Genomic DNA, 20933 nt, shown 5'->3' with positions numbered 1-20933 from the left:
CGCACAAGTTTCGATTTCTAGTGTCGCGCCAAGGGCAAAAGCCCCAAGACCCTTCTTGTGATGGTGCGAGACAGAATGAATCTGTTAAATCAATTGCTTCAAGTCTTTAAGAACTTGGCGTCGCTGGGGCAGGCCCGGCTCCTGGCAATGGCCGGTGTCGGCGTCGTTTCTTTCGCTCTCATCATCGCGGCCGCGATATTCGTCAACAAGCCGGCCTACGAATCCCTCTATGTCGGACTCGAAACCTCGGATCTCAATCAGGTCAGCATCGCCCTTGCCGAGGCCGGCATCGATTTCGAAGTCGGAGCCGACGGCAAGAGCCTCCAGGTGCCGGTCGGCATGACCGGCAAGGCGCGCCTGCTTCTTGCCGAACGCGGGCTGCCCAACAGCGCCAATGCCGGCTACGAACTGTTCGACAATGTCGGTTCACTCGGCCTCACCTCCTTCATGCAGGAAGTGACGAGGGTCCGCGCCCTTGAAGGGGAAGTCGCCCGTACCATCCAGCAGATCAGCGGCATCGCCGCCGCGCGCGTCCATATCGTCATGCCCGATGTCGGCAACTTCCGCCGCGGCGACCAGAAGCCGACGGCCTCCGTCATGGTGCGCGCCTCGACCGAGACCGGCCGCAAGTCGGCCGCGTCGATCCGCCACCTGGTCGCCTCCTCGGTTCCCGGCCTCGACGTAGAGGATGTCACCATCCTCGATTCGACCGGCCAGCTCCTGGCTTCCGGCGACGAGAGCGGCGGCGCTGCGAACCGTTCGCTGGGCGTGGTTCAATCGGTGCAGCAGGAGATCGAATCCAACATCGACAAGGCGCTCGCGCCGTTCCTCGGCATGGACAATTTCCGCTCGTCGGTCACGGCCCAGCTCAATACCGACACACAGCAGATCCAGGAAACCATCTACGATCCGGAATCGCGGGTTGAGCGTTCGGTTCGTGTCACCAAGGAAAACCTGCGCTCGCAGAGCAAGCAGGCCGACAATGCCGCGACCGTCGAGCAGAACATTCCGCAGGGCGACGTCGAGGGCGCCACCGCCGGACCGCAGTCCTCCGACGAGCAGGACAAGAAGGAAGAACAGACCAATTACGAGATCAACAGCAAGACGGTCGCGACTGTGAAGAACAGCTACACCGTCGAGAAAATCTCGGTTGCCGTCGTCGTCAACAAGGGTCGCATTGCCACCATGGTCGGCGAACCGGTCGACCAGGCCAAGATCGATGCCTATCTTGCCGAGATGCAGAAGATCGTCACCACTGCCGCCGGCCTCGACACCGATCGTGGCGACCTGGTGACCCTGACGGCCATGGACTTCCTCGAGAACCAGTTGCTTCAGGAATCCGCCTCCGGTCCGGGCCTGATGGAAACCCTGAACCGCAATCTCGGCGGCATCATCAATTCGCTTGCCTTCGTCGCCGTCGCCTTCCTGATCGTCTGGATGGGCATCCGTCCGATGGTTCGCGCTGCCGGTGGCGGATCTGCCGCCATCGCCGGCGGCGTGGAAGAGGCCGCCGGTCTGGAACTGCCGGACTTCTCACCGGCGCTCGCTGGCCCCGCAGGCGGCTCGCTGATGGAGGGCTTCGGCGCCGACTTCGGCTTCGACAGCACCGACGACCTCCTGACCATGGGCGACGATGCCAACGGCGGCTTCAACCGCCGGGTCAAGGAAGGGCCGGAGCGCCGCCTGTCGCGCATGGTGGAGATCTCGGAAGAGCGTGCCGCCAAGATCCTGCGCAAATGGGCCATCGACAAGGCGGCCTGACGAAATTCCGATTATCAACACGACCGCGTCGGCAAGCCCGGCGCGGTTTTCGTTTGCGCGGTCCGCCGCCTGTCCGGCCTGGCACGGCAGGTAAGCCGTCCCCCGCGACAGGTCTTCGTGGCACCCTTGCCATGAATGCGCCAAAATCGGCAAGTTGGGGACATATCGATTCGAGACTGTGATCTTTGGCTCTTTATCTTCTAGGATGGCTATGATTCGTTAGCTGACAAGAACGAGCGAAGCGGCATTCGGGGCAGGGCGGTATCCCGGATGATTGGCGCGATACCATCGCGATCAGAGTTTCGTCCTTGAGGGGGCAACAGAATGAATGCGGAGCTAGCCGATGCAACGGCCGCGAGTGGAAGGGCGCCTGCGTCGGTGGCCGATCCCGCGCCGCGGCTTTCGTCACGGGACCAGTTGATCCGCAAGCTGGCGATCGCTTCCCAGGCCGAGCACATGAGCGCAAGCCTTGCGGTGCTGAGCGATTACGTGGGCGCCTCGCACTATTTCCTGGCGCGCTACGACCTGGTCCAGGAGCACGGCCTGGACTTCGTCGTCTCGTCCAACTGGCCCTTCGATCTGGTGCGCCGGCTGGAGAGCGAAATCACCGCCAACTATTCGCGTTCGACCGAGCTCGAGAAGTGTCTCTCCGTGGTGCAGCCGAAGTTCGACCTGCTCCCTGACGACGCCGGCGTGCCGCCGGGCATCAGCCGGCAATATGTCTCGCTGACCGTGAGCGTCGGCCGCACCCGCTTCGCCCTGATGCTGCTGTTCGAGGAGAATTTCGTCCTGTCGCCGGAACTGCTGCGCGAGGTCGGACTGCTCGCCGGCTATTGCGTCAGCCTGTCGACCCGCAAGGCGCAGAAGAGCGATCGCGATTTCGAGCTGACCGAACGGGAACTGGAATGCCTGTTCTGGATCGCCGAGGGCAAGACCAGCGACGAGATCGCAACCATCCTCGGCATTTCGAAGAACACCATCAACAACTACATCACCAGCGTCATGCGCAAGACGGCGACGAAGACGCGCTCCGAAGCGATCGCCTATGCGGTCCGAAACAATCTCGTTTAGCAAGAAGGAAAGCGCAGGCATGGCATATCCGGAAGGGCCGTTCGAAACCGTACGGGAGGACCTCAAGGCCTCGACCTCCCGTCAGGTGACGTCCCGCTCGGACATCTTCCCCAAGCTTGTCTCGCTACAGCGCGCCCTGCATGCGCGTGGATTTGCCGTGCTGCGCGTGACCGGTTCCGGCATGCTTTCGAAGCGCCGACTGGTGGCGGAATACGAGAACTGGCCGGCGGCCCACGGGATGGGCAGCGAACCCTTCATCGCCGCCTATGGGGAGACCTTGCTCGGGCACATCGAGACATCGCTGCTGCCGGTCCTGTGGAGCGCCGAGGAAAGCGACGGGTTCGCCGAGGCCTCCGACTTCGTGCCCTTCGTCGTGCAGCTCAAGCCGCGCGTGCTGGCCTATTCGGGCATTGCCTTTCCGGTGCGTCTGGGGGCCGTCGGCAACGGTTATGTGATGTTTCCGACAACCGGTTCGGTCGACCTGCCCGGCGAGGTGATCCTCGATGTGCACGGCCGCTGCTGCAAGATCATGACGGAAATCCTGCAGCTCGACGAGCGCCGGGCAATGCCGACGGAAGCGCTGAGCGAGCGCGAGATCGCCTGCCTGCAATTGGCAGGCGACGGCCGGATCAGCGATGAAATCGCCGTCCATCTCAAGCTTTCGGTGCACACGGTGAATTCCTATCTCGGATCAGCCACGCTGAAGCTCGATTCGGTCAACCGCATCCAGGCGATCGCCAAGGCGATCCGCCTCGGCTACATCATCTGACCATTTTGCGATAGGGCGTCGCCGCGCCGTGCTGAAACCGCAAGCGCTTTGGGCGCAGCCACCGGTTCAGGAATAAAGCTCGTCGGATCGCGACTTGACGAAGCGCGCCTCACTGAGCCGGCGTTCCAACATGCGGGTATTCTCGTCGGGGTCGCCCGACGGCTGCTGGAAGGCGATGTGGTTGATCTCGATCCCGGCATGCTCGTCGGCGAGCTTGAGCTGGGCATAGATCGTCACATCCCTCGGCTTGATCTCGAGGTCGAGAACGACCTCCGGAACACCGCCCCATTCGAGGCGATATTCGCCGCCCGCGCCGAAATTCACGGTTCCCGGGTGGAAGTAGAGCTCGGCCGCCGAGGAGACGAGATCCGCGATGTTCCCGTAGAGCTCGAAGCGCAGAAGGGAAATCAGGTCCGCCGCATCGAGCAGCCGCAATTCGGTGGCCACGGGGCTGATCGCCTCGGCCACGATGCGTTCACGCTGGGTGGTGTAGGGGCATTTTTTCATCGCAGTTAGCGCACCCGTCTCTTCTGCGCCTTCGCGGCGTAAACCCGATGGACGAGTTCCGCGACGGCTTTGTAAAATATCGACGGGATGACACTATCCACCGAGACTTGCGCAAACATGGAGCGGGCGAGCGGCGGGTCCTCAAAAATGGGGATATTGTTTTCGCGGGCGAGTTCGCGAATCTTCAGTGCCACCAGGTCCTGGCCCTTGGCGATCACCACCGGCGCCTCGTTTTCCTCGCGCACATAGCGCAGGGCCACCGCGTAATGGGTCGGATTGGTGATGACCAGCGTGGCACGCGGTACGTTTGCGATCATGCGGCGGCGGGCGCGGTCGCGGGCGATCGAGCGCTGGCGGGCCTTGATGATCGGGTCGCCCTGGGACTGCTTGTGTTCGTCCTTGATCTCCTGCTTGGTCATGCGCAACTGGCTGTACCAGTGATGCCGCGTCCAGAAGAAGTCGACCACCGCGAGAACGAAGGTGGCCAGCAGGATGACGATCATGATCTTCTTCAGGATCGCGGCGAACTTGACGAAGATCACCTGCGGGTCGGAGAACATCGCGTCCAGCGTGCCGAAATATTCCGATTTCAGGGCGAAGACCATGATCGTCGAGACGATGACGATCTTGAACAGCGACTTGCCGAACTCGACCAGGCCGTTGGCGCTGAACAGCCGCTCCCAGCCCTTGGCCAGCGAGACCCGCGAGGCTTGCGGCCTTATGCGCTCGAGCACGAAGCTCGGCATGTGCTGCAAGACACTCGCTGCGACGCCGAACAGCATGATGAGGGCCACGGCGGGAAGGAGCAGAGCGCTTGCTTCCCAGGCGAGATGGGTGAACAGCGAGACGACATCGGTCGATGTATCGATTCGCCACTGGTCGGGCTGCTCGAACAGGTCGCGCAATGATTCGCCAATGCGCGTGACGCCGGAGGGCAGGAAGAACACGAGGTAAAGATAAAAGGCGAGCGCCCCGGCGAAGATCGGCACCTCGCGCGACATCGGGGTGTTACCCTTCTCCGCCGCGTCGCGCATTTTCTTCTCGGTCGGGTCTTCTGTTTTGCTGTCTTTGTCCTCGGACACGCCTTTTGCCTCGTCTGTCAGGAATGCGGACGGAATGGCCGCACCGCTGTCCACTTCCGGGCGCTCGCCGCCGGTTCAGGTCGTCTGACCGACACCGGGGCCGGCTGTCGGAAATCCCGCCGATTTCCCCATGACGCTAAACGCCCGCCGATTGGCATACAATCGGCGGGCGCTGCAAGTCATCAGTTTTCAACAGTCGCTCGGGCCTCAGGCGGCCTGCTGGTCGCCTTCGGTGTCCTTGAGCTGGATCTGACCGGCATTGGCGAGGCGGATGGCTTCCTGGGCCACCGCACGGCGGGCAATCGCGATTTCGCGCGGATTGATGCCGGTGGTTCCGGTCTGCAGGTCCGATTCGATCATGCGGCGCGAGCGCGGGCTGATGGCCGAGAGCACGCATTCCTTGATTTCCGCAGAGGCGCCACGCAGCGCCATCGTCAGGATATCGCCGGAGATGTCGTTGAGCAGCATGACGCGGCTGCGCTGCGGCATGGCCAGCAGATCCTCGAACAGGAAGATCTTCGGGCGAACCTTGTCGACCGCTGCCTTGCTGATCGTCTCGAGCGAGTTGAGCAGCGTGTCGACGTCTGGCTTCTCCAGCTCGTTCATCAGTTCGGCAACCTTGGCCGAACCCGTCGAATTGCGCTCTGCCTCGATCTCGGCAATCAGGTCGTGGACCCGGTTCTCGATGATCTGGGCGGCCTTGGGGCTGACACCCTTCAGGTTGACGGTTCGGTTCATGATGTCGGCGCGCCGGCTTTCCGGCAGTTTCAGCAGCACCTTGGCCCCGAAAGACGATGGCAGCATCGACAGGATGTAGGCGACCGTCTGCGGATGCTCGCGCATCAGGAACTTGGCGATGAAATCCGGATCGGCATCCTGCAGGCGGTCCCAGATCGAGGATTCATAGGCCTGGAACGCGGTGCGGCGGCCGAGAAGGCCATCGACCTCTTCCGGGGTCAGGCCCTCTTCGAGAATGCTCTCGATAGCCTTGGCATTGTCCATCAGGCCTGTTCCTTCGGTGAACAGGTCCTCGAACTCGTTGACCAGGTCTTGCAGTTCGTCCGGCGGAATGGTCCGCAGCGTCTGGGCCGAGGCGATGATCGTCTGCAGTTCAGCCTGGGTGAAATATTTCAGCAGCTTCCCGGCCACGCCCTTGCCCATGGCCAGCAGCACCGCGGCCGCCTTGTCTGCCTGGGACAGCGGTTTTCCCGTCATGGGGCCGCCGAAATCGTCAAAGTCCATCATGGTCTTTCCTCTCTGGCCCCGGGAGCGGGTCAGGACATTTTGCTACCCATCACTTCGATCAGCTTGACGCCGAAGCGCGTATCGTCGTTCTCGAGCACGGTGATCTCGCCGCGCGCGATGCGCCGGCCGTTCACCATGATCTCGACGGGTTCGCCGATCTTCTTGTCGAGCGCGATGATGGCGCCCTCCTCGAGATTCATCAGACCGGAAACCTGCATGCGGCTCGACCCGAGGACGATCTGCACATCGATCGGAATGTCCATGATCAGGTCGAGATTGGCGTTCAGCGCGCTGCCCGGCTCCGAAGGCGCGCTTGGCATCGCGCCGAAGGATGTATCGCCGAAGGAAGTGTCGCCGAGGGTCGTATCGCCGAAGGCGCTGCCGGCAAAAGCGTCGCCGCCGCCGAAATCGGCCGATGGGGTGTCGAGCGCCCCGCCGCCGAAATCGCTTTCGAAGGCGGAAAGCGGGTCGGACTTGCCGGCGCCCATGGCGAAGTCGTCACCAATTCCGCCGAAATCGGCGCCGAGATCCGGCAGCGTTCCTTCGGCATCGCTCTTCAGCACGCCGCGCAGGTCGTCGATCGCCTGGTCGAAATCGGTATCGCTGCCAGGCATCGCCAGCGCGTCGTCTTCGATATTGGGGGTCTTCTTCGTAGCCATGGATTGATTATTCCCGTTGAAACTTGCCCCAACCTGCCTTGCCGCCAAGGCAGGCCGGATGGCTTAGCCCATCAAATGTTTCAGTATCTCGTCTTCGCTGCTGATATTGTCCTTGACCCGCACGGTATAGTGCTCCCCGGCCCGACCGAATTCGCAGCGGTACATTTCCTTGCCGTTGGCGCTGACATCCACCATCACGTCGCCCTTGTCGCGGAACGGGATGACGTCGCCGGCCGCAAGTCGCGAAATGGTGTTCAGCGTGAGGGTCTGAAGGCGGATCTTGGCCTGCAGCGTGACCTGCGAGCGGCGCACCTGTTCGGCGATCTGCTCGGCCCATTCCTTCTTGTTGCGGGACATCTGGTTCTTCGACTTCGGCACCGTCACGACGGTCTTCAGCAGAGCCTTCTGCGGCACGACGAGGTAGAATTCGGAGGACACCGTGCCCAGCTGGATGCGCAATTTGATGGTGGCGGCGAATGGGTCGATATGGTCGGCATCAGGCTTCGGGCGATCTTCTGCATTGTGCGGCATGTCGATCAATGGTTCGAAGCCGCCGGGCGCGTTGACGCCCGAACGCAGAACATTGGCGATCTTGTCGAACACCATCGATGAGAGGTCGAGCTCGATACGCGACAGCGGCCGATGGATCGGCTCCTCGATCGTCTCCGGCAGGGCGCCGAGCAGGTTTTCCATCAGTGTGATGATGAAACCGTTGCCGCAGGCGAGGGTGAAATGCGGGCACCAGTTGCGCAGCTGCGTATCGGCCAGGACGACGTTGTCGCCGAGGTCGGCGATCAGTTCGCTCATCAGGCCGCTTTCGTGGCCGGCATAGGCGACTTCCATCGCAAGCCCGGTCTCGCTGTGAAAGATGTCGGGCAGGAACTCCGTGTAGAGATCGCCGAATTCCGAGCAGAGCTTGGCGACGGTCGCCCGATCTCCAAGCGCCCCGGTCAGGCGGGCGAGCAGGGCGTGGTCCATGGCGGGCGCGGGTTTTGTCTCGAGCTCGGTCATCGTCATGCCGCCTTGTTCTCACCGCCGGGGTTCATCATTTCCTGCTCGACCGCGTCGATCGACGGACGCTCGTAGGAGGAGATGGTCTTGCGGCCGTACTCCAGCGCCACCTGCGGCACCGAGCCGTTCATGTAGGCGAGCAGCGTCTGCTTGACGATGATGTAGAGGCGATGCTGCTTGGTGCGGACGATCTTGATCTGGGCGGCGATCGGATTGCAGATCGAGTAGGAAAGCACGATGCCGAGCATGGTGCCGACCAGCGCCGCGCCGATCAGGCCGCCGAGCACTTCCGGCGATTCGTTGATCTTGCCCATCGCCTTGATGACGCCGAGAACCGCCGCGACGATACCGATCGCCGGGAAGCTGTCGCCCATGGCGATGATCGAGTGGTAGGGCTTCATCTTGTCGTGCAGGATGGTGTTGATTTCTTCGTCCATCAACGCCTCGATCTCATGGCTGCGGGCATTGCCGATGATGATCAGGCGGACGTAGTCGCAGATGAATGCGGTCAGGTCCTTGTTCTTGAGGACGCTCGGGGCGGCCTGGAAGATCGAGGACTCGTCGGGATTGTCGATATGGGCTTCGATCTCGTTGCGCGACTTGGTTCGCAGGTCGCGCATCAGCGAATAGAGGACGCCCAGCACGTCGAGATAGGCGCGTTCCTTGGGAACCGCGTGCTTGAAAGCCTCCATCAGCGCCTTGCCGGAGTCTTTCACGACCTTCATCGGGTTGGCCATGATGAAGCCGCCGAGGCCGGCTCCGCCGATGATCACCAGCTCAAACGGCTGCACGAGAACGTCGAGGTGGCCACCCATGGCCATGAACCCGCCGAGGACGCAGCCGAAGGTAATCACGAGTCCGATGATGATATTCATTTTGTGCCCGCATCTGAACGTTGCTTTTCAGCACAAGCGATACGGGCCTTGCCTTGCGTGAGGCTGAACCGCGGGCGTTGACGGTTTGTGAACCTACAGACAGCTTCGCGCAAGCCATTTGCCTCAAGAAGGGCGATAACGGACGCATTTTCCGATTGTCCATATCGAAAGGCGCAACGACCGTGACGACGACTTACACGAGCTACCAGCAGATTACGCAGAACATCGACAAGTCCATCGAGCGCGTCGCAAAGGCACCGGACGTGGCGCGCGAGACCGAATACTATTTGTCGAACATCGGCGACATCAAGTCCGTCGACGAATTCATGGCCGATACGCGTCTTTATAATTATGCGCTGAAGGCGCACGGGCTCGAAGACATGGCCTATGCCAAGGCCTTCATCCGCAAGGTCCTGACCGAAGGGGTCACCAAGGACGATGCCTTCGCCAACCAGTTGACCGACAGCCGCTACGCCAACCTTGCCACCTCGCTCAATTTCGAGGCCCAGGGTGCGGCGGCCACCTCTTTCGACAAGGCCCAGCAGGGCGTGGTCGACCTCTACATGCGCGAGACGCTCGAGCAGGAGGCCGGCAACGACAATACCGGCGTTCGCCTGGCGCTCTACTTCGAACGCAATGCCTCGAAGATAACCTCCGCCATGGACATCCTTGCCGATGATGCGCTGGCCCAGGTGGTTCGCACCACCCTGCAGCTGCCGACGGAGTTCGCCGCAGCAGACATCGACCAGCAGGCGGAATTCTTCGAGCGCGTGCTCGACATCGAAGATTTCCAGGACAGCGAAAAGACCGGCAAGTTCCTGGAGCGTTTCACCGCGATGTGGGAAATGGAAAACCCCTCGGAAAACTACGATCCGCTGGCGGTCTTCGGCTCCTCGTCGGGTTACGGCATCTCGCCGGACCTTCTCATATCCATCAATTCCCTGAAGCTCGGAGGCAGCTAAGTGCAATCCGGATTATATGTATCCCTGTCCTCGCAGATGGCGCTCGAGCGCCGTCTGACAACCATTGCCGACAACATGGCCAACCTCAACACGGTTGGCTTCCGCTCCACCGAGGTCAAGTTCGACGAGGTGTTGAGCAAGACGCAGAACGACATCAATGCGAAGATCGCCTTCGTCAACCAGGGCAACGACTACCTGTCGACCAAGAATGGCGAACTCGCCCAGACCGGCAATGCGCTCGATTTCGCCATCAAGGGTGACGCCTGGTTCGCCATCGACACGCCGGCCGGCCAGGTTCTGACCCGCGACGGGCGCTTTACCATGAAGGAGACCGGCGAACTGGTCTCGGTGCGCGGATATCCGGTGCTCGACGCCGGCGGTGCGCCGATCCAGTTGAACCGCGCGGGCGGCGTGCCTGCCGTCGGCGCCGATGGCAAGATCATCCAGGACGACCGCCAGGTGGCGACCATCGGTCTGTTCACGGCCGATATCAACAAGGGTTTCGTCCGCTATGACAACAGCGGCGTATCGATGGTCGACGAGCCGCAGCCGGTCGTGGACAATCCCGAAGTATCGATCATGCAGGGCTATCTCGAGAATTCCAATGTCAACGGCATCGGCGAGATGACCCAGCTCATCCAGGTCAATCGCGCCTTCGAAAGCATCAGCTCGTTGATGCGCGACAGCGAAACCTCTCTCAGCGACGCGATCAAGGTTCTCGGCGGTTCGAGCTGATCCCGGACCTGAGCCCGAAGCCCTCGATCCATGACGGAAGAGATGCCGCAGATGCCCGTGCTGTCCCCCAAGCTTACCCAGATGGCCGGGCTCGCCGCCCGTTACGCCAATCCGGATTATTCCGTCACCCACGGTGGCCATGTTCGCACCATTGCGGCCGGCCATTACACGGTGTCCGGTCTGTCGCGCCACCTGCGTCTCGGCGAGTTCGTCGCCCATCGCAGCCGCACGGGCGTTCATCTTGGCGAGGTCGTTCGGGTCGAGCCGGATCTCGCCTATGTCTGCCCGATCGAGCCGGGCGAGCCGATCGGCATCCATGACGTGGTGATCCGCAAGGGCGCCTTCCGCATTGCCCCTGGCGACAGCTGGTGCGGCCGCACCATCAACGCGCTCGGCGATCCGATCGATGGCGGCCCGGCTCTCGCCCCCGGCTCGGTTCGCCGCGCGATCTCCAACAGCGCACCGCCTTCGATGACACGCAGCCGCGTCGAGAAGGGGTTTCGCACCGGGGTGAGGGCGATCGACATCTTTTCGCCGCTCTGCCTCGGCCAGCGCCTCGGCATCTTCGCCGGCTCCGGCGTGGGCAAGTCCACGCTTTTGTCCATGCTGGCGCGTGCCGATGCCTTCGACAAGGTGGTCATCTCGCTGGTCGGCGAACGTGGCCGTGAGGTGCGAGAATTCATCGAGGACACGCTCGGCCCTAACATGGCGAAGTCGGTGGCCGTCGTCGCTACCAGCGACGAAAGCCCGATGCTGCGCAAGATGGCACCACTGACCGCCATGACCATTGCCGAGCATTTTCGCGACCAGGGCGAGAACGTGCTGTTCATCGTCGACAGCGTCACCCGCTTCGCCCATGCGATCCGCGAAGTGGCGACCGCCGCCGGCGAGCCGCCGATCGCCCGCGGCTATCCGGCCTCCGTCTTCACCGAACTGCCGCGCCTGCTCGAGCGCGCCGGCCCCGGAGAAGAAGGCACCGGCACCATTACCGCGATCATCTCCATCCTGGTGGACGGCGACAACCACAATGATCCGATCGCCGACTCCACCCGCGGCATTCTCGACGGCCACATCGTGCTCGACCGCAGTCTCGCCGACGAGGGCCGCTACCCGCCGATCAATCCGCTCACCTCGATCTCGCGTCTGGCGCGCAAGGCCTGGACGGGCGACCAGGAAAAGCTCGTCTCCCGGCTGAAGACGCTCGTCCACCGCTTCGAGGAGACCCGCGACCTGCGTCTCATCGGCGGCTATCGCCCCGGCAGCGATGCGGATCTCGACATGGCGATCAAGCAGGTGCCGGTAATCTATGAAGTCCTGAAACAGACGCCCGGCGAAAAGCCGGCCGCCGATGCCTATGCCGATCTGGCGAACGCGTTGAAGGCCGCCCTGGGTGGCAATCAGCCCGCCGGGGCAGCAAGAACGAGAGGGTGACCGTGACCGATTTCGACGCTGACGAGACAGTAGCGCCGCTGAAGCCCAAGGCGCCCAAGCGGAGTTTGACGAGCGACCGCGTGCTGGGCGCAATCGGCGTGGCGCTGGCCTGCGCTGCAGCCTTCTTTCCCTGGTACGTGTTCTTCAACGAGGAGAAGTTCGGTGTCCGCGTCGCCGACTGGGAGCGCACGCGCGATCTGCCCGAGGGACCGGGCCGCAATGTCTTCAGCGTCTCTCCGCTCGCCATGGTCGACAAGGATGATGATGGCGGCGGGGAGTCGACCGGCACGCAGGTCGATCCGCTCATAACTGCTACCGTGTCCAAGCTTGGCGCCGAAAAGCCCGCCGGGGACGAGATGCCGGAAGCCCAGCCCTTCCCGGGGCGCAGCGGCTTTCGCCTGTTGCACGTCGCCAATGGCCGCGCCCTCATCGAGGACAGCTCGGGCATGTTCATGGTCCGCGTCGGTTCCATCCTGCCGGACAACAGCCGCGTGGCGACGCTCGAGCAGCGCGACGGCAAGTGGGTGATCGTCACCTCGACCGGCGAGGTTTACGAGAACGACTGATCCGCCAGCTGCGGAACCCGGTTCAGGAGTTCTGGCCCGGGGTCCCCGCCGCGTCGAGCGCGGCAATCACGTCGGCATCGGACAACTGCGGGAAATCCCGATAGCTGAAGCCGATCGCGCCAAGGGCGCTCAACCCTTCGAGCACGACGACCTCGTCGGCGTCGTCCTTCAGCATGTCCAGTGCATCTTCGGAGGCGACGGGAACGGCCAGCACGATCTTCGCCGGCTTCCTCGCCCTCAATCCCTTCAGCGCCGCTCGAACGGTGGCGCCGGTGGCTATGCCGTCATCGACGACGATGGCCACGCGGCCTTCGATCGGCACCGGCTTGCGTCCGCCCAGATAGAGAGCCTGGCGGCGGTGGATCTCGGAAAGTTCGCGCGCGACGACCGCGTCGAATTCTGCCTCCTCCACGCCTGAAAAGCCGATGACGCTCTCGTTGCGGACGGTGATCGGCTTGTCGCCGTCGACGATCGCCCCCATGGCGAGTTCCGGCTGGCTCGGAAGGCCGATCTTGCGCACCATCAGCAGGGTCATCGGCGCGCCGAGGCGACGGGCGACGGGCAGTGCGACCTCGACGCCACCGCGCGGCAGGGCAATCACCACCACATCTTCGCCGCGCAACCGCTCCAGCGCGTCCGCGAGCCGTTCCCCGGCATCGATTCGATCCTTGAACGACATGGCCCGTGCGTCTCCCTCCCGCTTTGCGACCGCAAATCCCGGCTGTCTGTCTCCGTAAGTCCCACGCAAGTTTACCGCTCTAGGTTCGGGACAGAAAATGGCGGAGAAAAGTCCATGCAACCCATCCAGCTTTTCGAACTGGCGTCCAGGCAGGCCGAGTGGCTATCTGTACGCCAGGAGGTTGTGGCGAGCAACATTGCCAACGCCAGCACCCCGAAATACCTGTCCAAGGACATCACCCCCTTCAGCGCCGTCCTCGATACCACGACCACGGTGCAGATGGCGCGGACCAACCCCAATCACATGGCGCTGAGTGATCTCAGCGACGACAATATCGCGGTCAAGGAATCCGAACTCAATGACGAGATCGGCATGCAGGAATCCGGCAATTCGGTCTCGATCGCCGAGGAACTGACCAAGACCGGCGAGATCAAGCGGCAGCACGAGCTCAATACGAACCTCGTCGCTTCCTTCCATCGCATGATGCTGATGACGGTGAAGAGATAAAATGACTGATCCTTTGAGTGCAGCTCTCAAGATCGCCGGCAGCGGCCTGGAAGTCCAGTCCACCCGCCTGCGCATCGTCTCCGAAAACATCGCCAATGCCCGCTCGACCGGTGATACGCCGGGCGCCGACCCCTATCGTCGCAAGACGGTGACCTTTGGAACCGAGCTCGATCGCGCCAGCGGCACCGACGTGGTGAAGGTCAAGACGATCGGCGTCGATGATTCCGACTATATCGAGGAATATGAGCCCGGCCATCCGGCGGCCGACGAGAACGGCGTCGTCAAGATGCCGAACGTCAACATCCTGATCGAGATGGGCGACATGCGGGAAGCAAACCGCACCTATGAGGCCAATCTCCAGACCATCAAGCAGACCCGTGAGCTGCTGTCCCAGACCCTTGCTCTTCTGAAAGCCTCGCAATGATCGATCAAATCCAGAACGTCGGCTCGCTCACCAAGGTCTCCGGCCTCGGCAGCATCACGACCGATGCCACATCTTCCACCACCACCACGATGGTCGGCTCCACCCCCGGCAGGATGACCGGCGTCAGCTTCGCCAGCGTGCTCGGCGACATGGCCAACTCCACTGTGAACAACCTGAAGCAGGCCGAAGTGGCCTCGTTCGAAGGTATCACCGGCAAGGCCAACACGCGCGAAGTGGTCGATGCGGTTCTGGCGGCGGAACAGTCGCTGCAGACCGCGATCGCGCTGCGCGACAAGATCGTCTCGGCCTATCTCGAAATAACCAAGATGCAGATCTAGCGAATTTGAGGACGAACACATGAGAGCGCTCGCCATCGCAGCCACGGGCATGGATGCCCAGCAGACCAATCTCGAGGTCATTGCGAATAACATCGCCAACATCAACACGACCGGCTACAAGCGGGCCCGGGCCGAGTTTACCGACCTGCTCTACCAGACGGAGCGCGCCCAGGGCGTGCCGAACCGGGCCAACCAGGCGATCGTGCCGGAAGGCGCCAATATCGGTCTCGGCGTGCAGACGGCGGCGGTGCGCAACATCCATACCCAGGGCGAACTCGCCCAGACCTCGAACGAGCTCGACATGGCCCTTGTCGGCCGCGGCTGGTTCCAGATCGAATCGCCCGACGGCACGACGCTTTACAGCCGGTCTGGCGCCTTCAACACCAATGCCGATGGTCAGCTGGTGACGATCGACGGCTATGCCGTCGTGCCTGGCATCACCATTCCCCAGGATGCCAGCGAAGTCGTCGTCTCGCGCAGCGGCCAGGTCCAGGTGCGCGTCGGCAACAGCTCGGACTACACCGATGTCGGCCAGCTGACGATCGCCAACTTTGCCAACGAGGCCGGTCTTAAACCCCTCGGCGACAACCTGTTCGCCGAGACGGCCGCGTCGGGTGAGGCCATCGTGGCGGCTCCGGAAGATCCGGGCTTCGCTTACATCAAGCAGGGTTACCTCGAATCGTCGAACGTCGATTCCGTCAAGGAAATCACTGACATGATCTCGGCCCAGCGGGCCTACGAGATGAACTCCAAGGTCATTCAGACCGCCGACGAAATGGCTCAGATCGTCAGCAAGAACCTGAAGTAAACACGGAGGCAGGCAAACATGAGGTTTCGCCGGATGAAGAGACACCTGGCCCAGGCGGCGGTCGCCGTGACCGTCGCTGCGTCCCTGTCGTGCGCCGCGCCGCATGCCGCCTTGGCGCAGGGCTTTGCGGTGGTGCCGACCCAGACCATCTATCCCGGCGAAACCGTGTCGGCCACCCAGCTCGAGGAAGTCGCGGTCACCAACCCGAATATCGCCGGCGGCTATGCGCAATCGATCGCCGAGGTCGAAGGCATGATCTCCAAGCGCACGCTCCTGCCCGGACGCACCATTCCGGTCGCAAGCCTCAGGCCGCCCTATGCGATCAACCGCGGCGCCAATGTCCGGCTGACCTTCACCCTTGGCAACATGACGATCTCCGCCTCCGGCACGCCGCTTGCCGATGCCTCGGTCGGCGACGTCATCAAGGTCCGCAATCTCGATTCCGGCGTCATCGTCACCGGCACGGTGCTGGCGGACGGAACAGTACAGGTGATGGCGAAATGAAGACTCTCCGCTTGTCCAGGATCGCGCTCGTCGTTCTTGCGGCGCTGCTCTGGCCCGTGATCGGCGCAGAGGCCGCGGGTTCGCGCATCAAGGACATCGCCTCGCTGCAGTCCGGCCGCGACAACCAGTTGATCGGCTACGGCCTGATCGTCGGCCTGCAGGGCTCGGGCGACAGCCTGCGCTCCTCGCCCTTCACCGAGCAGTCGATGCGCGCCATGCTGCAGAATCTCGGCATCTCGACTCAAGGCGGCCAGTCCAATGCCAAGAACGTCGCCGCCGTCATGGTGACGGCGACGCTGCCGCCCTTTTCCAGCCCCGGCAGCCGCATCGACGCGACCGTCAGCTCGCTGGGCGACGCTACCTCGCTGCGCGGCGGCACGCTCGTCATGACCTCGCTTACCGGTGCCGACGGCCAGATCTATGCCGTGGCGCAAGGCTCGGTCATCGTTTCCGGCTTCAATGCCCAGGGCCAGGCGGCCAATCTCCAGGAAGGCATCACCACTTCCGGCCGCGTTCCGAACGGCGCGATCATCGAACGCGAACTGCCCTCCAAGTTCAAGGATTCGGTCAACCTCGTCCTGCAATTGCGCAATCCGGACTTCACCACCTCGATCCGCATCGCCGACACGGTCAATGCCTTTGCCCGCGCCGCCTTCGGCGCGCCGATCGCCGAGGCGCGCGACAGTCAGGAAGTGGTCGTGCAGAAGCCGCGCACCGCCGATCTCGCCCGCCTGATGGCGGATATCGAGAACCTGATGGTCGAGACCGATTCGCCGGCCAAGGTCGTGATCAACGAGCGTACCGGCACGATCGTCATCGGCGCGGAGGTCCGTGTCTCGCGGGTTGCCGTGAGCTACGGCACCCTGACGGTCCAGGTGACCGAGACGCCGCAGATCATCCAACCCGAGCCCTTCTCCCGCGGCCAGACGGCCGTCCAGGAACAGACCGACATCCTGGCCCAGAAGGAGGGCGGCAATGTCGCCATCGTCGAGGGGCCGGATCTGCGCACCCTCGTCAGCGGCCTCAACAACATCGGCGTGAAGCCGGACGGCATCATCGCCATCCTGCAGGGCATCAAGTCGGCCGGCGCACTGCAAGCGGAGCTCGTCCTGCAATGAAGTTCATGACCTCGACCGTATTTTCGCCCCGCCTGCGCAACCTGGCTCTCGTCGCCGGCATGGCGCTCCTGCCGCTTGCCTCCGGCAGCGCCCAGGAGCAGAAGCCTGCCCTCGACACGGCCTCGCAGGCCGAGATCCAGCAGTTCTGCACCAGCATCGCCGACCCGGCGCGCGATCAGCGCTACCTGTTGCAGAAGCAGGAGCTGGAAAAGCTCCAGGCCGACGTCGATCAGCGCATTGCCGTGCTCGAGCAGCGCCGCGCCGAATACGAGGATTGGCTGACACAGCGCAACGCCTTCATGAAGCAGGCGGAAGGCAATCTCGTCGAGATCTACAAGAAGATGAAGGCGGATGCCGCCGCGCCGCAGCTTCAGGAAGTCAACCCGCTTCTCGCGGCCGCCATCATCATGAAACTGCCGGCCCGCCAGTCGAGCCTCATCCTCAGCGAAATGGAAGCCGAAAAGGCCGCCATGGTCGCGGCCATCATGTCGAGCGCCGCCGATCCGAATACTTCGAAGGACCCGTCATGATCAAGCGTTCCCCGGCTATCCTGGCCGTGCTCCTTCTCGCTGGATGCCAAAGCCAGACCCTGAAGGAAATCGGCAACGCACCGTCGATGAGCCCGATCGGCAGCGGCCTGCGCTACAGCCAGACACCGCAGATGGCGCTCTACCCCAAGCAGCCGCGCGCCATGGCCAGCGGCTATTCGCTGTGGAGCGACAGCCAGTCCGCACTGTTCAAGGATGCTCGCGCCCTGAACGTGGGCGACATCCTGACGGTCAACATTCAGATCAACGACAAGGCCTCGTTCGAGAACGAGACCGACCGCAGCCGAACCAATTCGAGCGGCATGAACTGGTCGACCAGTGCCGATTTCTTCGGCTACAAGCCGCCGGAAACGACCGGCGAACTCGCGTCGGGCTCCGACACCAGCACCCAGGGCAAGGGCTCGACCGAACGCTCGGAAAAGCTGACGCTGCTCGTCGCGGCCGTCGTCACCGGCATCCTGGAGAACGGCAACCTGCTGATCTCCGGCTCGCAGGAAGTGCGCGTCAACCACGAGATCCGCATCCTCAACGTCGCCGGTATCGTCCGCCCTCAGGACGTCGATGCCGACAACACGATCTCGTATGAGCGGATCGCCGAAGCCCGCATCTCCTATGGCGGTCGCGGTCGCCTGACGGAGGTCCAGCAGCCACCGGTCGGACAGCAGGTCGTCGACCTCTTCTCGCCGATCTGACGCGCAACCCGGCAAGCTGGAAGGAACGGCAGGGCAGATGGAACAGGTCGAAGGCACCGAACCGAAGAAGAAATCGGCAACCTTGATGCTGATCGCGGCAATCGCCGTCCTGACGCTTGTCGCTGGGGGAGGGGGCTGGCTGATCGGCACCCTTCTGGCGCCGAAGATCGCCGCCGTCGAGGAAGCCGAAAAGGCGGCCGATGCCGAAAAGGCAGCCGGCGCCGAGGGCGAGGGCAAGGCGGAGGACGGCCTGCCGCGCATCGCCGCCGAGGCCAATGGCATCGTCCAGCTGGAACCTATCACCACCAATCTCGCCTATCCGTCGGAGAGCTGGATCCGCCTCGAAGTGGCGCTCCTTTTCAACGGCGCCATTGACGTCAAGATCGCCGAAGATGTTCACCAGGACATTCTCGCCTATCTGCGAACCGTTTCCCTGCAACAGATCGAAGGGCCGCGCGGCTTCCAGTATCTCAAGGATGACATCCAGGAGCGTGTTGACCTTCGCTCCGAAGGGCGCGTATCGAAGGTGATGTTCAGGACTTTTGTGATCGAATGATTCGGTTCCTCCTTCTTGCCGCCGTCATGATGATGGTGCCGGGACTGGCCGCGGCGCAACAACTGCCCACGGATCTCTTCAACGCGCCGATCGACGGTTCGGTCGCCGCCTGGATCGTCCGGACCTTCGGCCTTCTCACCGTTCTGTCGGTCGCGCCGGGCATCCTCATCATGGTCACGAGCTTCCCGCGCTTCGTGATCGCCTTTTCCATCCTGCGATCCGGCATGGGACTGGCTTCGACCCCGTCCAACATGATCCTGACCAGCCTGGCGCTGTTCATGACCTTCTACGTCATGTCGCCCACCATGGACCGGGCCTGGACCGAAGGCGTCCAGCCGCTGCTGGAAAACCGCATGACGGAGGCGCAGGCGGTCACCGCGATCGCCGAACCCTTCCGCGTCTTCATGACCGCCAATACCCGGGACAAGGACCTGAAGCTCTTCGTCGACATCGCCAACGAGCGCGGCCAGACGCCGGTCGTCGGCGACAAGGTCGACTACCGCGTGCTCGTTCCGGCCTTCATGCTCTCCGAGATCCGCCGCGGCTTCGAAATCGGTTTCCTGATCGTCCTGCCCTTCCTCGTCATCGACATGATCGTGGCGACCATCACCATGGCCATGGGCATGATGATGCTCCCGCCCACTTCGATCTCGCTGCCGTTCAAGATCCTCTTCTTCGTCCTGATCGATGGCTGGAACCTGCTTGTCGGGAGCCTCGTGCGCTCGTTTGCCTGAGGCCGGCGACGATTCGAGGCACGGGCCGGCCTGAGACCGCTCTTCTTCCCATTCCGGCACGCCGTGATTAACCATCCTGCGCCCGATTCCGCCGGAAGATGGTGAATTTTATCATAAAATTCAAATACCTGAGGAAAAAGTCCGTTTTTCTTCACAAATCGCGTGTGAAAACGACTTTTTAACCATTTGCCTTGAGGTGACGTTAAAGTCCGTGCTGTTTCTTAAGCGACAGAGGCGGATTAATTTAAACCACCAATTAATTGACATGATGTCGACTGCCTCTGCCGGTTCCAAAACCCGGCATGTCCCTCTCTCGTATTTTGTTTCCAAGGGGACACATCAATGACTAGCATTATGACCAATTCGGCTGCTCTTGCCGCCCTCGACACCCTCCGCTCGATCAACAAGGGCCTGAACGAGACCCAGAACCGCGTATCGTCGGGCTACCGCGTCGAGACCGCTTCCGACAACGCCGCCTACTGGTCGATCGCCACCACCATGCGTTCGGACAACAAGGCTCTCTCGGCTGTTTCCGACGCGCTCGGCCTCGGCGCCGCTAAGACAGACACGGCTTACACCGGTATGGAAGCCGCCATCGACGTCGTCACCGAAATCAAGGCCAAGCTGGTTGCCGCTCGCGAACCGGGCGTTGACAAGGACAAGATCAACAAGGAACTGACCGAGCTGAAGTCGCAGCTCTCGTCGATCTCCGAATCGGCCTCGTTCTCGGGCGAAAACTGGCTCTACAACGACACGACCACCGCAGTCGGCACCAAGGAAATGGTCGGCTCGTTCGTTCGCGCCACGGACGGCACGGTTTCGCTGCAGACCCTGTCCTTCGACGCATCGACCTCGGTCCTGATCGACACCGACAACGCGACCCGCGGTCTCTTAACCAAGGACTACACGGTCGCCGTCGATGATGGCACGGCTTCCGGCACCACCGCCACCTACTTCCTGATCGATGCCGACTCCACCACGGCTGCTTCGGGTACGGTCGTCGCGCTGTCCTCGGCCACCACCGACGACCAGGTTGAAGGCATGATCTCGGCTGTCGACGCCATGCTGTCCGACATGACGGATGCTGCTGCAACGCTCGGCGCCACCAACAGCCGCCTGGAAATGCAGGACGAGTTCGTCGCCGACCTCATGGACGTGATCGACACCGGCGTGGGCCGTCTCGTCGATGCCGACATGAACGAGGAATCGACCCGCCTGAAGGCTCTGCAGACCCAGCAGCAGCTCGGCATCCAGGCCCTGTCGATCGCCAACTCCAACTCGGAAAACATCCTCTCGCTGTTCCGCTAAGCGGACAAGCAGCGCCGGCCCTATCGGGACGGCAGGGATCTGG

At 62.6% G+C, this 20933-nt stretch carries 25 protein-coding genes; 18 read left to right on the top strand and 7 right to left on the bottom strand.

Annotated features, from left to right (window positions below):
- Positions 1-75: 75 nt before the first annotated feature.
- The 3 genes from fliF to visR all read left to right on the top strand — a co-directional run bounded on the left by fliF (position 76) and on the right by visR (position 3601).
- A complete protein-coding gene (gene fliF / locus DYZ14_RS14075; protein WP_195949955.1) occupies positions 76-1761 on the top strand; it encodes a flagellar basal-body MS-ring/collar protein FliF in 1686 nt (561 codons plus the stop codon).
- Between the two features lie 324 nt (positions 1762-2085).
- Positions 2086-2832: a transcriptional regulator VisN gene (gene visN / locus DYZ14_RS14070; RefSeq protein WP_154721259.1), complete on the top strand. Its 747-nt coding sequence runs from the start codon at positions 2086-2088 to the stop codon at positions 2830-2832.
- A gap of 19 nt (positions 2833-2851) precedes the next feature.
- A complete protein-coding gene (visR, locus tag DYZ14_RS14065) occupies positions 2852-3601 on the top strand; it encodes a transcriptional regulator VisR (RefSeq protein WP_115668459.1) in 750 nt (249 codons plus the stop codon).
- A 66-nt stretch (positions 3602-3667) separates the two neighbouring features.
- Here the strand turns inward: visR and DYZ14_RS14060 are convergent, their stop codons facing one another.
- From DYZ14_RS14060 to motA, 6 genes are all read right to left on the bottom strand, one after another.
- Positions 3668-4108: a hypothetical protein gene (locus tag DYZ14_RS14060; RefSeq protein ID WP_154721258.1), complete on the bottom strand. Its 441-nt coding sequence runs from the start codon at positions 4106-4108 to the stop codon at positions 3668-3670.
- A 5-nt stretch (positions 4109-4113) separates the two neighbouring features.
- Positions 4114-5211, bottom strand: a complete 1098-nt coding sequence (gene flhB, locus DYZ14_RS14055) for a flagellar biosynthesis protein FlhB (protein WP_445292488.1) — start codon at positions 5209-5211, stop codon at positions 4114-4116.
- A gap of 186 nt (positions 5212-5397) precedes the next feature.
- On the bottom strand, positions 5398-6435 hold the full coding sequence (gene fliG, locus DYZ14_RS14050; RefSeq protein WP_115668457.1) for a flagellar motor switch protein FliG: 1038 nt from the start codon (positions 6433-6435) through the stop codon (positions 5398-5400).
- Between the two features lie 29 nt (positions 6436-6464).
- Positions 6465-7094: a flagellar motor switch protein FliN gene (gene fliN, locus DYZ14_RS14045; protein WP_154721257.1), complete on the bottom strand. Its 630-nt coding sequence runs from the start codon at positions 7092-7094 to the stop codon at positions 6465-6467.
- Between the two features lie 63 nt (positions 7095-7157).
- A complete protein-coding gene (locus tag DYZ14_RS14040; RefSeq protein ID WP_154721256.1) occupies positions 7158-8111 on the bottom strand; it encodes a FliM/FliN family flagellar motor switch protein in 954 nt (317 codons plus the stop codon).
- The gene (gene motA, locus DYZ14_RS14035) at positions 8108-8980 is read right to left on the bottom strand and encodes a flagellar motor stator protein MotA (RefSeq protein ID WP_115668454.1); all 873 of its coding nucleotides are present in this window, start codon (positions 8978-8980) and stop codon (positions 8108-8110) included. Before motA ends, DYZ14_RS14040 begins: the two co-directional genes overlap by 4 nt.
- Positions 8981-9162: 182 nt before the next feature.
- On the opposite strand from motA, the gene DYZ14_RS14030 reads away from it, so the two are divergent.
- The 4 genes from DYZ14_RS14030 to DYZ14_RS14015 are packed head-to-tail and all read left to right on the top strand — an operon-like array spanning position 9163 to position 12674.
- Positions 9163-9942, top strand: a complete 780-nt coding sequence (locus DYZ14_RS14030) for a DUF1217 domain-containing protein (protein ID WP_154721255.1) — start codon at positions 9163-9165, stop codon at positions 9940-9942.
- Positions 9943-10677, top strand: coding sequence for a flagellar basal-body rod protein FlgF (gene flgF, locus DYZ14_RS14025; protein WP_154721254.1), 735 nt, complete (start codon positions 9943-9945; stop codon positions 10675-10677).
- A gap of 30 nt (positions 10678-10707) precedes the next feature.
- A complete protein-coding gene (gene fliI, locus DYZ14_RS14020; RefSeq protein ID WP_154721253.1) occupies positions 10708-12108 on the top strand; it encodes a flagellar protein export ATPase FliI in 1401 nt (466 codons plus the stop codon).
- A gap of 2 nt (positions 12109-12110) precedes the next feature.
- Positions 12111-12674, top strand: a complete 564-nt coding sequence (locus DYZ14_RS14015) for a flagellar protein (protein ID WP_154721252.1) — start codon at positions 12111-12113, stop codon at positions 12672-12674.
- Between the two features lie 22 nt (positions 12675-12696).
- On the opposite strand, the gene DYZ14_RS14010 is transcribed toward DYZ14_RS14015, so the two are convergent.
- Positions 12697-13353, bottom strand: coding sequence for a phosphoribosyltransferase (locus DYZ14_RS14010; protein WP_154721251.1), 657 nt, complete (start codon positions 13351-13353; stop codon positions 12697-12699).
- Positions 13354-13467: 114 nt separating this feature from the next.
- Between DYZ14_RS14010 and flgB the strand changes: the two genes are divergently transcribed.
- From flgB to DYZ14_RS13955, 11 genes are all read left to right on the top strand, one after another.
- Positions 13468-13860 carry a flagellar basal body rod protein FlgB gene (gene flgB / locus DYZ14_RS14005; RefSeq protein WP_154721250.1) on the top strand — a complete coding sequence of 131 codons (393 nt, stop codon included), beginning with the start codon at positions 13468-13470 and terminating at the stop codon, positions 13858-13860.
- 1 nt (position 13861) lies between these two features.
- A complete protein-coding gene (flgC, locus tag DYZ14_RS14000) occupies positions 13862-14284 on the top strand; it encodes a flagellar basal body rod protein FlgC (protein WP_115668448.1) in 423 nt (140 codons plus the stop codon).
- Positions 14281-14622: a flagellar hook-basal body complex protein FliE gene (locus DYZ14_RS13995; protein ID WP_154721249.1), complete on the top strand. Its 342-nt coding sequence runs from the start codon at positions 14281-14283 to the stop codon at positions 14620-14622. The genes flgC and DYZ14_RS13995 overlap by 4 nt, the downstream gene beginning before the upstream one ends.
- Positions 14623-14641: 19 nt before the next feature.
- Positions 14642-15430, top strand: a complete 789-nt coding sequence (gene flgG / locus DYZ14_RS13990) for a flagellar basal-body rod protein FlgG (RefSeq protein WP_154721248.1) — start codon at positions 14642-14644, stop codon at positions 15428-15430.
- Between the two features lie 18 nt (positions 15431-15448).
- Entirely contained in the window at positions 15449-15934 is a 486-nt protein-coding gene (gene flgA / locus DYZ14_RS13985; RefSeq protein WP_154721247.1) for a flagellar basal body P-ring formation chaperone FlgA, read from the top strand.
- Positions 15931-17052, top strand: coding sequence for a flagellar basal body P-ring protein FlgI (locus DYZ14_RS13980; protein WP_154721246.1), 1122 nt, complete (start codon positions 15931-15933; stop codon positions 17050-17052). The genes flgA and DYZ14_RS13980 overlap by 4 nt, the downstream gene beginning before the upstream one ends.
- Entirely contained in the window at positions 17049-17582 is a 534-nt protein-coding gene (locus DYZ14_RS13975; RefSeq protein WP_154721245.1) for a MotE family protein, read from the top strand. The genes DYZ14_RS13980 and DYZ14_RS13975 overlap by 4 nt, the downstream gene beginning before the upstream one ends.
- Complete coding sequence (gene flgH / locus DYZ14_RS13970; protein WP_154721244.1) at positions 17579-18292, top strand: flagellar basal body L-ring protein FlgH; 714 nt, start codon at positions 17579-17581, stop codon at positions 18290-18292. Before DYZ14_RS13975 ends, flgH begins: the two co-directional genes overlap by 4 nt.
- A gap of 37 nt (positions 18293-18329) precedes the next feature.
- Positions 18330-18848 (top strand): flagellar basal body-associated FliL family protein, encoded by a 519-nt coding sequence (locus DYZ14_RS13965; RefSeq protein ID WP_154721243.1) that lies wholly within the window; start codon positions 18330-18332, stop codon positions 18846-18848.
- Complete coding sequence (fliP, locus tag DYZ14_RS13960; RefSeq protein WP_154721242.1) at positions 18845-19582, top strand: flagellar type III secretion system pore protein FliP; 738 nt, start codon at positions 18845-18847, stop codon at positions 19580-19582. Before DYZ14_RS13965 ends, fliP begins: the two co-directional genes overlap by 4 nt.
- A 342-nt stretch (positions 19583-19924) precedes the next feature.
- Positions 19925-20890: a flagellin N-terminal helical domain-containing protein gene (locus DYZ14_RS13955; protein WP_154721241.1), complete on the top strand. Its 966-nt coding sequence runs from the start codon at positions 19925-19927 to the stop codon at positions 20888-20890.
- Positions 20891-20933: the final 43 nt, after the last annotated feature.

Origin of the sequence: Ciceribacter sp. T2.26MG-112.2, from assembly GCF_900492205.1 — a bacterium.
Lineage (GTDB): Bacteria > Pseudomonadota > Alphaproteobacteria > Rhizobiales > Rhizobiaceae > Allorhizobium > Allorhizobium naphthalenivorans_A.
Note: the sequence above shows the minus strand (reverse complement) of the source record. Positions and strands in the feature narration are given on the sequence as shown.